The following is a 13,566-nucleotide window of genomic DNA, read 5'->3' as shown; positions in this document are numbered from 1 at the left end:
CGCGGTCGGGACCACCCGCCCGGCGACTCTCCCCCGCACCGCGTTGAGCTGCGCAGCGAGCAAGGGAGTATCGCAGTGCCCGGGACGAATCTCACCCGTGACGAGGCCCGCGAGCGGGCCCGGATCCTCAGCGTGGACGGCTACCAGGCCCACCTCGATGTGCGCTCGGCTGTGCGGCCGGTCCCGGAAGGGGAGGGCGCCGGGAGGTTCGGGTCCCGCACGGTGCTGCGCTTCCGATGTTCCGAGCCCGGCGCGGACAGCTTCGCCGACCTGCTCGCGCCCTCGGTGCGCAGCGTCGTACTGAACGGCCGCGCGCTGGACCCGGCGGAGGTGTTCGACGGCTCGCGGATCACCCTGCCCGGCCTGGAGGCCGAGAACGAGCTGGTGGTGGAGGCGGACTGCGCCTACAGCCGCAGTGGCGAGGGACTGCACCGCTTCACCGACCCGGTGGACGGCGAGACCTACCTCTACACCCAGTACGAGCCGGCCGACGCCCGCCGGGTGTTCGTGACCTTCGAGCAGCCCGACCTGAAGGCGCCGTTCACCTTCACCGTCACCGCGCCGGCGCACTGGCGCGTGTTCTCCAACTCCGCCGCCGGCGGCGACGCGCTGCCGGCCGAGGCCGACGGGGCAGGTCTGACCTGGGAGTTCGCGCCCACCCCAAGGATCTCCAGCTACATCACCGCCGTGGTCGCCGGGCCCTACCACCTGGCCACCGACCACTACAGCCGGGCGCTGCCGGACGGCCGGACCCTGGAGATCCCGCTGGGCGCGATGTGCCGGGCCTCGCTGGCGCAGTACTTCGACGCGGACGAGATCTTCACCGTCACCAAGCAGGGCCTCGACTTCTTCCACGACGAGTTCGACTACCCGTACCCCTTCGGGAAGTACGACCAGGCGTTCGTCCCCGAGTACAACCTCGGCGCGATGGAGAACCCGGGCCTGGTGACCTTCCGCGAGGACTACGTCTTCCGCTCCAAGGTGACCGAGGCCGCGTACGAGGGCCGGGCGAACGTCATCCTGCACGAGATGGCGCACATGTGGTTCGGCGACCTGGTCACCATGCAGTGGTGGGACGACCTGTGGCTGAAGGAGTCCTTCGCCGACTTCATGGGCACCTTCTCGCAGCTGGAGGCCACCAGGTACCAGGCCGGCTGGATCACCTTCGCCAACCGGCGCAAGGCCTGGGCCTACCGCCAGGACCAGCTCCCGACGACGCACCCGATCACCGCGGACATCCGGGACCTGGAGGACGCCAAACTCAACTTCGACGGCATCACCTACGCCAAGGGCGCGGCGGTGCTGAAGCAGTTGGTGGCGTACGCCGGGCGGGACGCGTTCTTCGAGGGCGCGCGCCGGTACTTCAAGCGCCACGCGTTCGGCAACACCACGCTGGCCGACCTGCTGGCGGTACTGGCGGAGACCTCGGGCCGGGGCGCCGAGGCGATGGCCGAGTGGTCCCGGGCCTGGCTGGAGACGGCCGGGGTGAACGTGCTGACTCCGCAGCTGGTCGCCGACACCGCCGGAACCATCACCTCGTTCGCGGTGCTCCAGGAGGCGACGGCGGAGTACCCGACGCTGCGCCCGCACCGGATCGTGGTGGGCCTCTACGACCGCGACGCCGACGGCGCCCTGGTCCGCACCCACCAGGTCGGCCTGGACGTGGCGGCGACGGCGCGCACCGAGGTGCCCGAGCTGGTCGGCCGTCCGCGACCGGCGCTGGTGCTGGTCAACGACGAGGACCTGACGTACTGCAAGGTCCGCTTCGACGAGACCTCGCTGGCCACGCTGCGGGACGGGCTGGGCGACGTGGCCAGCCCGATCGCGCGGGCGGTGGCCTGGTCGGCGCTGTGGAACATGACCAGGGACGGGCTGATGCCGGCCCGCGACTACCTGGACACCGTGCTGCGGTTCGCCGGATCCGAGAGCGACATCGGCGTGCTGCAGTCGCTGCACCAGCAGGCCAAGTCCGCTCTCGACCTCTACGTCACGCCCGAGGACGGGGTGCGCGCAGAGTGGGGCGCCAAGCTCGCCGAGGAGGCGCTGACCCGGCTGCGGGCCGCAGAGCCCGGCGGCGACCACCAGCTGGCCTGGGCGCGGTTCTTCGCGCAGACCGCCGGGTCGCAGGCCGACCTGCAGCTGGTGGCCGGCCTGCTGGCGGGAACGGCCCGGATCGACGGCCTGACCGTCGACCAGGAGCTGCGCTGGGCGCTGCTGCACACCCTGGTGGCGATCGGCACGGCCGGCGAGGACGAGCTGGCGGCGGAGCTGAGCCGGGACGACACCGCGAGCGGCAAGCGGCTGCAGTCCTCCTGCCGCGCGGCGCGGCCGACGGCGGAGGCCAAGGCGGAGGTGTGGCGCGCGGTCGTCGACACCGACGAGTTGCCGAACGCGCTGGTCGAGGCCCAGATCAGCGGCTTCCAGTCGACGGTGCGGCGGGACCTGCTGACGCCGTACGCGGAGCCGTACTTCGAGGTGCTGGAGAAGATCTGGGCGGAGCGGACGATCGAGACCGCGATGCGGGTCGTGCGGGGGCTGTTCCCGCACCTGGTCACCACGGCGGGGACGCTGGCGCGGACCGACGCGTGGCTGGGCGAGCACGAGGGCGCGGCGCCGGCGCTGCGCCGGCTGGTGCTCGAATGCCGCGACGACCTGGCCAGGGCCCTGCGTGCCCAGGACCGGGACGCCTCGCTGACCTGATCCGGTCGCGGCCGGCCGGGCACCGCGCTCACCTGTGTGGGGAGTGTGGTGTTCGGCCGGTCGGGTTGGGCCGGGTTCCGGGGTTGCCCCTACGATGGCGCGCGAGTTCAGTGCCGTTGACGAAGGGGTGTGCGGGGGATGGCGGAGTACGGTCCGGGGCAGGGCGTCCCGGGGGACGCGAGACCGGCGGGCCCTGACGGGACCTCAGCAGCAGCCCCGGCCGGTGCGCCCGCGGCCCCACCCGCCGTGGAGCACGCGCCGACGCAGACCTACCGCCCGGACGCCCCCGCACAGCCGCCCGCCCAGGCCGGTCCCCAGCCGCCCGCGCAGCACTACGCGCCGACGCAGACGTACAACCCGGCGGCCACCCCGCCACCGCCCGCCGCCGCGCCGTACGTACCCACGCAGGCCTACACCCCGGCGACGCCCCCGCCCGCGCAGGGCGCCACACCGCCGCCGGCCGGTACGCCGTACGTGCCCACGCAGACGTACAACCCCGCGCAGGCGACCCCGCCGCCGCCCGCCGCCGCGCCCTACGTACCCACGCAGACGTACAACCCCGCGACGCCGCCAGGTGCATCGGCTGCTCCGCCACCGGCCACCCCGCCGCAGGGGTACGCGGCGCCGCCGCCTGCGCAGGACGGATACGGCTATCCGCAGGCCGGATACGGGTACCCGCAGGCCGGGTACGGCTATCCGCAGCAGGCGGCGCCACCCGTGCCGCCCGCGCCGGTCCCCGGCTACCCCGCGCCGTACGGGTATCCGCAGGGCGCGCCCGCGCCCAAGCGGGGTCTCGGCGGCGGGCTGATCGCCGGGATCATCGCGGGCGTGGTGGTCCTGGCCGCCATCGCGACGGCGGTCGTGGTCCTGACGACCGGTGGCGGCGGCAGCAGCACCGGCGGCGGTGGCGGCGGCAACGGCGGCCTCAGCAAGGCGTGGTCGGTGCCCTCGGCCGGCGCGGACGACCGCCTCATCGGCTCCTGGCTGACCGCGAAGACCGTCATCCGGGCCAGCACCGGCGCGGGCGTCGTCGCCTACAACATCTCCGACGGCAGCAAGGCCTGGACCCTCACGCCCCCCGCCGACGGGACCGTCCCGTGCGCGGCCTCGCCCACGACCACCTCCGACGGCATCGGCACCATGGCCTTCGGAACCAGCGCCAACACCTGCTCGGAGCTGGCCGGGGTGGACTCCGCCACCGGCCGGATCCTGTGGACGCTGAAGCTGACGGACGACCAGCACGGCACCCCCAGCCGGGCCCAGACCTTCATCACCGGCTCGGTGGCGACCGTCATCAACACCAACGTGTTCGCCGGTGTGGACGTCAGGACCGGCAACCGGGTCTGGGGCTACACCGCGCGCGGCAACTACTGCAACGAGACGATGTACGGGACCACGGGCGTGGTCCTGGTCGACGACTTCTGCGCCGACGACAACATGCCGAGGTACACGCTCACCGCGATGGACGCGGCCACCGGCAAGACGCTGTGGCGCAAGACCGAGGACAACCACACCGACTTCACCGACATCCTGTCCGGCAACCCCGTCGTGGCCGCGCAGTACGCCGGCAGCAGCAACACCGTCGAGGTGTTCGACGGCAGCGGCAACGCGAGGCAGCTCAGCACCGCCGGCGCCACGCTCGCCAGCGGCGGCTTCAGCGACGGCCACTCGGTCCAGCTGATCGGGAACACCCTGGTCGTCCAGAACGCGATGGACAGCGGCAGCACCGGCGCCACCGCCGGCAAGGTCGTGGCCTACGACCTGACCTCCGGATCGCCGCTGTGGACGTACAACGGCGAGAGCCAGCACGGCGCGGTGCTGTTCGACCCGGCGGCGGACGGCAAGCTCTACGCGCTGTCGACCGGCAGCTACGAGGGCTCGCCGCACCTCGTCCAACTCGACCCCGTGACGGGCAAGTCGACGGTCCTGGGGGCGCTGCCCGCCGGGACGGACGGCTGGTCCTTCACCAGCGGGACACTCTACACGGTGGGCGGTGCGGTCATCGCGCTGAACGACTACTCCGACACCGACGCGCTGCGGGTCTACCGCTAGCCGGCGGCCGGTCCACCGGGCAGGGGCGGTACCCGGAGCGAGCCGGGGCCGCCCCTCCCCCTAGCATGTGGCGGGATCTGTGCGGAGTTGACGAAGGGACAGGCGGGGGATGTCGGAGAACACACCGGGGCCGGGCGGCTATCAGGACGGCGGCCCGCCGCCGCCGGCCTACGCGCCCACGCAGGCGTACGACGCCTCGGCGCACCCCTACCCGCAGCAGCAGGCGGCTCCGCAGCAGCCCGCCCCCGGATACCCGCCGCAGGATCTGCCCACCCAGGGGTACGCCCAGTCCGGCTATGCCCAGCCCCAGCCCGGGTTCGGCCAGACCCCGTACCCGCAGCAGGGTTTCCCCCCGCAGACACCCCCGCCGCCGGGTTACCCCCAGCAGGGCGTTCCCCAGCCGGGGCTCCCGCAGCACACACCGCCGCCGGGGTTCCCGCCGCCGCAGGCGTTCCCGCCGCCCGGCTTCCCGCCGCAGGGGGCGATACCGGGGGCGCCGCAGCCCGGGGCACCGCGCAAGCGGCTCGGCGGCGGGCTGATCGCCGGGATCGTCGCCGGGATCGCCGTGGTCGTGGCCATCGCGGTGGTCGCGGTGATGCTGCTGGCCGGCGGCGGCGGGCCGACCGGGAAGACGCTGAAGCTGGCCTGGGACGCCCAGAACTCCAGCGTCGGCGACCAGCGCGTCGGCTCCTGGGTGACCAGCACCCTGGTCATCCGGGCCGGCACCGACGACGGTGTGGTCGCCTACAACCTCAAGGACGGCAGCAAGGCCTGGACGCTGCCCTCACCGGGCACCGGTCTGATTCCCTGCTCGATGTCGGAGACGCTCACCCAGGACGGCATCGGCAGCATCGCCTACGGCCCCAACAGGCTGGCCTGTTCGATGCTCACGGCGGTGGACACCACCACCGGCAAGGTGCTGTGGACCAAGACCCTGGACCTCGGCGAGCACACCCAGCCGCTGCTCGCCGCGACCTACGTCCAGGGCTCGGTGGTGACCATCGTCGGCGAGACCACCCTGGGCGGCTTCAACGCCCGTACCGGCAGCCCGGTCTGGAGCTACCGGGGGCGCGGCCAGTACTGCAGCGTCTACCCGTACGGAATCTCGGGCGCGGTGCTCGTCGACGAGTTCTGCGCGGACGCCACCCCGGCGTACGCGCTCAGCGAGCTGGACGGGGCCACCGGCAAGGTCGACTGGACGAAGGCCCAGACCGGCCACACCCAGTTCCTCACCGTGCTCAACGCCAGTCCGCTGGTGGCCGTCCAGCAGCCGGAGAGCGGCGGCCAGAACACCGTCGTCTACGACGCCGGCGGCAACAGCACCCCGATCAAGCTCCTCGCCCAGGACCTCGGCAACAACGACGGCGCGCACTCGGTGCAGCTGGTGGGGAAGACCCTGGTGCTCCAGCACCAGAAGGACCCGAACGCCAACCCGGACAGTACGGCCGGGCCGATCGCGGCGTACGACCTGGGCACCGGTGCGATGCTGTGGAGCTACGACGGCGAGAGCAAGCACGGCGCGGTACTGCTGGAGCCCTCCGCCGACGGCACCATGTACGCGCTGTCCACCGGCTCCCAGGACGGTGTCCCGCACCTGGTCAGGCTGGACCCGGCCACCGGGAAGTCCACCCTGCTCAGCACGGTGACCGGGACCGGGGTGGACGGCTGGTCGCTCTCCGACATCACGGCTTACGTGGCGACCGACGGTTCGCTGGTGACGATGACCAACTTCGCCGGCGCCACCCTGCAGACCTTCCGCTGACACCGGTGTCCCCCGCCCGCGACATCCGGAGCGGCGGGAGGAGGGTCCGGGTGTGACGACAGTCATACCCGGACCGGGCGAAGCGATGCGACCGGACGTCAGCCGCCGTACGGGGGCTGCTGCTGCGGCGGCTGCGGCTGGGCGTAGGGGTTGTTCTGGTACACGGACGGCTGCTGCGGCTGCTGCCCGTACGGCTGCTCGGACTGCGGCCGGTACGGCTGCTGCCCCTGCTGCGACTGGTACGGGGGCTGCTGCTGGGCGTACGGCGGCAGCGGCGGGGCGGACTGGGGCGCGGGCCTGCGGCGGCGCAGGACCACGGCGAGCACGACGAGCAGGACGACGGCGGCCAGGCCGCCCCCGACGCCGAGCAGCAGGCCGCTGCCGCCGGAGCCGCCGGCGCCGGAACCGGCACTGAAGCCGGTGGCCGGGTGGGTGGCACCGTCCGAGGCACCGGCTCCGGGCGTCGCCGCGACCGTGGCCTGCGGCAGCGGTCCAGCCGCCGGGCCGGGCGCGGTCCTGGCCCACAGGGCGAAGCCGGCCGGACGGGCGATGCCGTAGCCCCAGTGCGGGTCCGGCGCGGTGATCCCGGTCGGCTCGGAGGCCGCCTTGATCAGGTAGTTGACGATCTGGCCCTGGGTCAGCTGCGGGTAGGCGGACCGGATCAGCGCGACGATGCCGGAGACGAACGCCGCCGAGAAGCTGGTGCCGTCGCTCTGGTACATCTTGGTGTCGTCGCTGCCGCCGTCGCGGACGATCCCCACGCCCGGCGCCACCACGGTGAGATGGCTGCTGGAGGTGGAGCCGCTCCACAGCCGGCCGTTCTGGTCGACCGCGCCGACCGAGACCACACCGGGGTACGAGGCCGGGTAGTCGTCCTCCTGGCCCGCGGAGTTCCCGGAGGCCGCGACCAGGACCACGTTGTGCGCCTCGGCGTAGGCGACCGCCGCCTCGGTGTTGTCGTCCTCGGCCGTCGCCGAACCGAAGGACATGTTGATCACCGAGGCGCCGTGGTCCACCGCGTAGCGGATCGCGGCGGCCACCACCGTGCCGGTGTCACCGTGGCCGGGGTCGACCCCGATCGGCAGGATCTTCACGCCCGGGGCGATCCCCATCACGCCGGAGCCGCCGCCCGGCCCGTGGCCGTGACCGGCTATCAGACTGGCGATGCCGGTGCCGTGGCCGTCGTCCGCGTAGTCGGTCTGGCCGTTGCCGCCGTGCACCAGGTCGGTCCCCGGCAGCACCTGGCCGGTGAGGTCGACGTGGGTGGCCCGCACGCCGGAGTCGATGACGGCGACGGTGACGCCCTTGCCGGTGGAGTGCGGCCAGACGTCCTTCGCGACCCCGTACGAGGTCAGCGGCCACTGGGCGTCGCGCGTGACGTCCGCGGCCGCCGTCGTCGCCGACCCGAGCAGCAGGGTTCCGGCCAGCACTGCTCCGCCGAGGGCACTCACCGTTCGCCTGACACCCATACCGTCCACCACGCTCCCCGCTCAGAATGACGATGGCCCCACAGGTCACCCTGCGGGGCCATCTGACACTACCCGGTCCGTCTCCCGGGCCCCGCAGGCGCCTACGCCCCGCAGCCGCCCGTCATCCGATGACGGGCGGGTTGGGCGCGCCGTCCTGCGCCCAGGTCTCGTCGTCCTCCACCAGGTACGCGGCGCGGGCCTTGCGCTTCTTCTTGTTGCCGGCGCCGCGTGCGCCGCCCATGCCGCCCATGCCCATCCCAGCGCCGCCCTCGCCCGGACCGGCGGCGCCTTCGCCCGCGGCGAGCTTCGCCTCGTTCGCGGCCGCGGCACTGGCCGACCCCTCGGCCGACCCGGCCTCCGCGGCCAGTCCGGACTCGCCGGCCAGACCGCTGCCGCCGAGACCCTCACCGCCGAGGCCGCCGGCCCCGCGGGCGTTCATGCCGAAGCCGCCGCCCGCGCCGCCGAGGCCGCCACCGCCGAAGCCCGACGTGCCGACGCCACCGAAGCGACCGCCGCCACCGGCCCCGCCGCCCGAACCGACGCCGCCGGGGCCGCCGTAACCGCCGTTGCCGCCCCCGCCGTTGCCGCCGCCACCACCGGTGGTCGGGCCCCAGGGGTTGCCGTCCAGCGTGCTGCCGGGCGGGAGCGGGGCCACGGGCTGCACGGGGCTGATCGGGCCGTGGCCGTACGGCGGAGGCTGATGGTTGGGCGGCGGGATGAAGTGTCCGGGATCAGGGGGTATGTGCCCGCCACTGACCGGACGGACCTTCTCGCCGCCGTAGGCGCCCCCGCCGGTGTAACCGCCGGAGCCGGGCCCGGCCGGGGCGGTGTCCCTCGGCTGGTGGACCGGGTCCACCGGCACCGGCGCGGGGGGCGGCGGCCAGCCGCTGTCGCCACCGCTGTGCGGGGGCGGCGTGACCAGCTGCGCGGCCGCGTTGTTGTACTTGGTGCCGAGGTCCTCCATGACCAGCACGGCCTGCTGGTGGCGCTGCTCCAGCACCGACAGCTGCGACCCGTCGTGGTCGACCGCCCAGCTCAGGCCGTGGTCCGCGGCGTCCTGCTTGAACTGCCAGTCCTGCTTCTCACTGGTGACCGAGCGGCTGAACTTGTCCCAGTTGCTGGGCATGTGGGGCATCTTGGTCTGCGCCTCGGAGAGGCCGATGGCCGCGTCCGTCATCGCGCCCGAGGTGACCCGCGCGTACTCCGCGCCGTTGGTCAGAGCGTCGTGCAGGCTCTGCGCGTTCACCTTGAAGGCGTCCGCCGAGTCGCCGCTCCAGTTCTGCAGCAGGTTGCTGACGTGCGTGCCGAGATCGTCGGCGGTGCCGTGGAGCTGGTCGTGGATGTTCATCCAGCGGGAGGAGGTCTTGTGGATGGCCTCGGGATCCGCATCCATGATCATCTTGCGGAGCCCGACCAGCCCGCCGCTGTTCTCGAAGTCCGTGGTGAAGCCGCCGGCGCCCTTGTGCCCGCCGGCGTTGGCGGCCAGCGCCTGCTTCCACTGGGCATCGGCCGCGTTCTGCATGTCCGTGACCGGATCGTCGTATGTCACTGCCCGTCCCTCCCCTTCCCCCTGGACCCGTCGACGGCCGTCACTGCGGACCGCCGAAGCTGCCCGCGGACGCGGCCTCGTTGTTGCGGTACGTGGTGTGCACATGGTTGGTCTTGTCGGTGAATTCCTGCACCATCGCCTTGAGCGTGATGATCATGTTGGTGATGGAGGTCTTCATGTCGTCGTGTGCCTGGTGCAGCGCGACAGCCTCCTGGAAGGCACTGCCGCCGAACTGCTGCGGCGTCAGATTGGTCTCGTAGTTCGCCTTGTTGGTGGTGTCATCCATGCCGTCCACCACGCCCTGCAGCCGAGTGATCGTGTTCTGCAGGTAGTCGAGGTCGACCGAATACCCCGTACCGGACATGTGCTTCGCTCCCCGTTGTCACCGGCCTGCTGGCACACCCCAGCAGGCATATGAACAACACAATCATATGGAACATGTCAGCGGCCTTCCCAGACCCCCTACCGATCCGTCAGGACCCGCCGGGTCAGGGCCCCCAGCCGCTCGGGCCGCGGCCGGTCAGGGGCGCAGCGCCAGCACCCACGCGCCCACCGCGTCGGTGATCTGCCGGAGCAGCTCCTCCTGGCTCATCGGGGCGCGTTTGGGCACGGCGAAGGAGTGGTTGCCGTAGGGGAGGGCCAGCAGCCGGTGCGGGGCCGCCAGCGGCGGGAACTCCGGGCCGCCGCCGAAGGGGTCCGCGGCGCCCTGGACCACGAGGACGGGAAGCGGGCAGCCGAGCAGCTCGTCGGCGCGGCTGCGCTCGGGCCTGCCCGGCGGGTGCAGCGGGAACGCCAGCGCGAGCACGCCGTCCGCCCCGGACGCCGCCGCGGTACGGCAGGCCACCCGCGCGCCGGCGCTGCGCCCGCCGACGACGAAGGGGACGCCGGCGGGGCGCAGCCGGGCGGCGACCGGCAGCCAGCCGGCGTCGAGGGTCTTCGGGGCCGGGGCGAGTTTCCGGCCGGCCACCCGCCAGGGCTGCTCGACCAGCGCGACGCTGACGCCGAGCGGCGGCAGCGCCGCTGCCAGCGCCCGCAGGTCCGGCGCCTCGATGCCGCCGCCGGCGCCGTGGCCGAGGGCGAGCAGCGCCCGGGGCGCGGCGGCCGGGTGGGTGGTGACCCGGGCGTCGCCGGCCGGGGTGGGGATCAGCTCGGTGGAGACCGACTCGGTGGACATGCTCCGAACCCTACGGAGCCCGTCCTGGATCAGAGGGTCACGGACGCCGGGCGTTCGCCCACGGCGCAGCGGGCCCCGGACTGCGCCCGACATGGGAGGATGCCGGAAAGTTCCAAGAGAACCGCTGATGAGAAGTCGACGAAGGAGTCACGCAGCGTGCCTGGCACCAACCTGACCCGTGAGGAGGCCCGTACCCGGGCCCAGCTCCTCACCGTGGACGCGTACGAGATCGAGCTCGACCTGAGCACCGCTGCCGAAGGGGGCACGTTCAGGTCCACCACCGTGGTCCGCTTCGCGGCCGCCACCCCGGGTACCTCCAGCTTCATCGACCTGGTCGCCCCCGCCGTGCACGAGGTCGTGCTGAACGGCACCGCGCTCGACCCCGCGGACGTGTTCGCTGACAGCCGGATCGCGCTGCCCTCGCTCGCCGCCGAGAACGAGCTGCGCGTGGTCGCCGACTGCGCGTACAGCAACTCCGGCGAGGGCCTGCACCGCTTCATCGACCCGGTGGACCAGCAGACCTACCTCTACACCCAGTTCGAGGTCCCGGACGCGCGCCGGGTGTTCGCCTCCTTCGAGCAGCCGGACCTCAAGGGGACCTTCCAGTTCACCGTCGCCGCCCCGACCGGGTGGAAGGTGATCAGCAACGAGGTCTCCCCCGAGCCCGAGAAGGGCGAGGCCGAGGGCACCGAGCTGCACCGCTTCCCGGCCACGCCGCGGATCTCCACCTACATCACCGCGCTGATCGCGGGCCCGTACGTGGGCGTGTTCGACGAGTACGTGGGCAAGGACGGCGCCCAGCGGGTGCCGCTGGGCGTCTACTGCCGCCCCTCGCTGGCGCAGTACCTGGACGCCGAGGCGATCTTCGAGGTCACCAAGCAGGGCTTCACCTACTTCCAGGAGAAGTTCGACTTCGACTACCCGTTCAGCAAGTACGACCAGCTGTTCGTGCCGGAGTTCAACGCGGGCGCGATGGAGAACGCGGGCGCGGTCACCATCCGCGACCAGTACGTGTTCCGCTCCAAGGTCACCGACGCGGCCTACGAGGTGCGCGCGGCCACGATCCTGCACGAGCTGGCGCACATGTGGTTCGGCGACCTGGTCACCATGGAGTGGTGGAACGACCTGTGGCTGAACGAGTCCTTCGCGACCTTCGCGGAGAGCATCTGCCAGGCCGAGGCCCCGGGCAGTCGCTGGCCGCACGTGTGGACCACCTTCGCCAACCAGATGAAGACCTGGGCGTACCGGCAGGACCAGCTGCCGTCCACGCACCCGATCATGGCGGAGATCAACGACCTGGAGGACGTCCAGGTCAACTTTGACGGCATCACCTACGCCAAGGGCGCCTCGGTGCTCAAGCAGCTGGTGGCGTACGTCGGCCAGGACGCCTTCTTCGCCGGGGTGCAGGCCTACATGAAGCGGCACGCCTGGGGCAACACCCGGCTCAGCGACCTGCTCGGCGCGCTGGAGGAAACATCCGGACGCGACCTCAAGGCCTGGTCGAAGTCCTGGCTGGAGACGGCCGGGATCAACATTCTGCGCCCCGAGATCGAGGTGGACGCCGACGGCGTGCTGACCTCCTTCGCCATCCGCCAGGAGGCCCCCGCGCTGCCCGCCGGCGCCAAGGGCGAGGCGGTGCTGCGTCCGCACCGGATCGCGGTCGGCATGTACGACCTGGACGCCGACGGCGCCCTGGTCCGCGTCGAGCGGATCGAGCTGGACGTCGACGGCGAGCTGACCCAGGTGCCGGTGCAGGCCGGCCGCAGGCGCCCGGCCGTGGTGCTGCTGAACGACGACGACCTGTCGTACGCGAAGGTGCGGCTGGACGCCGAGTCGCTGGCGAACGTCACCGCGCACATCGCCGACTTCACCGAGTCGCTGCCGCGCGCCCTGTGCTGGGCCTCGGCCTGGGACATGACCCGCGACGGCGAGCTGGCCACCCGCGACTACCTGGAGCTGGTGCTCAGCGGCGTCGGCCGGGAGTCGGACATCGGCGTGGTCCAGTCACTGCAGCGGCAGACCCAGGCGGCGCTGGACCTGTACGCGGACCCGCAGTGGCGCGCCACCGGCCTGGCCCGCTACGCGGACGCCGCGCTGGAGCTGGTGCACGCGGCCGCCCCCGGCGGCGACCACCAGCTGGCCTGGGCGCGGGCGTTCGCCTCGGTGGCCCGCACCGAGGAGCACCTCGCGGTGCTCAGCGGACTGCTGGACGGCAGCGTGGCCGTCGACGGCCTGGTCATCGACGACGAGCTGCGCTGGGCGCTGCTCGGCCGGCTCTCGGCCACCGGCGTGGTGGACGCGGACGTGATCGACGCCGAGCTGGCGCGGGACAACACCGCCGCCGGGCAGCAGCACGCCGCCGGGTGCAGGGCGGCCCGCCCGACCGCCGAGGCCAAGGCGGAGACCTGGGCCGCGGTGGTCGAGGCCGAGACGCTCACCAACACCGTCCAGGAGGCGGCCATCGCCGGCTTCGTCCAGGCGGACCAGCGGGAGCTGCTGGCCTCCTACACGGAGAAGTACTTCGCCGCGGTGAAGGGCATCTTCGAGGAGCGCTCGCACGAGATGGGCCAGCAGATCATCGTCGGCCTGTACCCCTCGCTGCAGGTGTCGCAGGCGACGCTGGACGCGACGGACGCGTGGCTGGCCTCGGCCGAGCCGGCGCCGGCGCTGCGGCGGATGGTCGTCGAGGCACGGGCCGGGGTGGAGCGTGCGCTCCGGGCGCAGGCTGTGGACAGCGCCGCAGGCTGACGGACGCGGGGCTAAGGCAGATGATCAGCCCCGTTACTACCTAGGGGCGCGGGGGCCGGGGGGGGCCCGCCCCGGAGGGGGGGGGGGGGGGGGCGGGGGCGGCGCCGCGGCC

8 protein-coding genes are annotated in these 13,566 nt (G+C 72.8%); 4 read left to right on the top strand and 4 right to left on the bottom strand.

Going from position 1 to position 13,566, the window contains the following annotated elements; translation table 11 throughout:
* Positions 1-75: 75 nt before the first annotated feature.
* The 3 genes from pepN (ABH925_RS34205) to ABH925_RS34195 all read left to right on the top strand — a co-directional run bounded on the left by pepN (ABH925_RS34205) (position 76) and on the right by ABH925_RS34195 (position 6,514).
* On the top strand, positions 76-2,700 hold the full coding sequence (gene pepN / locus ABH925_RS34205) for an aminopeptidase N (protein ID WP_370154697.1): 2,625 nt from the start codon (positions 76-78) through the stop codon (positions 2,698-2,700).
* A gap of 138 nt (positions 2,701-2,838) precedes the next feature.
* Positions 2,839-4,752: a PQQ-binding-like beta-propeller repeat protein gene (locus ABH925_RS34200; RefSeq protein WP_370154694.1), complete on the top strand. Its 1,914-nt coding sequence runs from the start codon at positions 2,839-2,841 to the stop codon at positions 4,750-4,752.
* A 109-nt stretch (positions 4,753-4,861) separates the two neighbouring features.
* The gene (locus ABH925_RS34195; protein WP_370154691.1) at positions 4,862-6,514 is read left to right on the top strand and encodes a PQQ-binding-like beta-propeller repeat protein; all 1,653 of its coding nucleotides are present in this window, start codon (positions 4,862-4,864) and stop codon (positions 6,512-6,514) included.
* A gap of 98 nt (positions 6,515-6,612) precedes the next feature.
* Here ABH925_RS34195 and ABH925_RS34190 read toward each other — a convergent pair whose 3' ends face one another.
* The 4 genes from ABH925_RS34190 to ABH925_RS34175 all read right to left on the bottom strand — a co-directional run bounded on the left by ABH925_RS34190 (position 6,613) and on the right by ABH925_RS34175 (position 10,706).
* Entirely contained in the window at positions 6,613-7,983 is a 1,371-nt protein-coding gene (locus ABH925_RS34190) for a S8 family serine peptidase (RefSeq protein ID WP_370154688.1), read from the bottom strand.
* Positions 7,984-8,104: 121 nt separating this feature from the next.
* Complete coding sequence (locus tag ABH925_RS34185) at positions 8,105-9,532, bottom strand: WXG100 family type VII secretion target (protein ID WP_370154685.1); 1,428 nt, start codon at positions 9,530-9,532, stop codon at positions 8,105-8,107.
* Between the two features lie 40 nt (positions 9,533-9,572).
* Positions 9,573-9,896 carry a hypothetical protein gene (locus ABH925_RS34180; protein WP_370154682.1) on the bottom strand — a complete coding sequence of 108 codons (324 nt, stop codon included), beginning with the start codon at positions 9,894-9,896 and terminating at the stop codon, positions 9,573-9,575.
* A gap of 156 nt (positions 9,897-10,052) precedes the next feature.
* Positions 10,053-10,706, bottom strand: a complete 654-nt coding sequence (locus tag ABH925_RS34175) for an alpha/beta family hydrolase (RefSeq protein ID WP_370154679.1) — start codon at positions 10,704-10,706, stop codon at positions 10,053-10,055.
* A gap of 156 nt (positions 10,707-10,862) precedes the next feature.
* Between ABH925_RS34175 and pepN (ABH925_RS34170) the strand changes: the two genes are divergently transcribed.
* Positions 10,863-13,454, top strand: coding sequence for an aminopeptidase N (gene pepN, locus ABH925_RS34170; RefSeq protein WP_370154677.1), 2,592 nt, complete (start codon positions 10,863-10,865; stop codon positions 13,452-13,454).
* The last annotated feature ends 112 nt before the right edge of the window (positions 13,455-13,566 follow it).

This window comes from Streptacidiphilus sp. EB129, assembly GCF_041262645.1.
GTDB lineage: Bacteria > Actinomycetota > Actinomycetes > Streptomycetales > Streptomycetaceae > Streptacidiphilus.
Note: the sequence above shows the minus strand (reverse complement) of the source record. Positions and strands in the feature narration are given on the sequence as shown.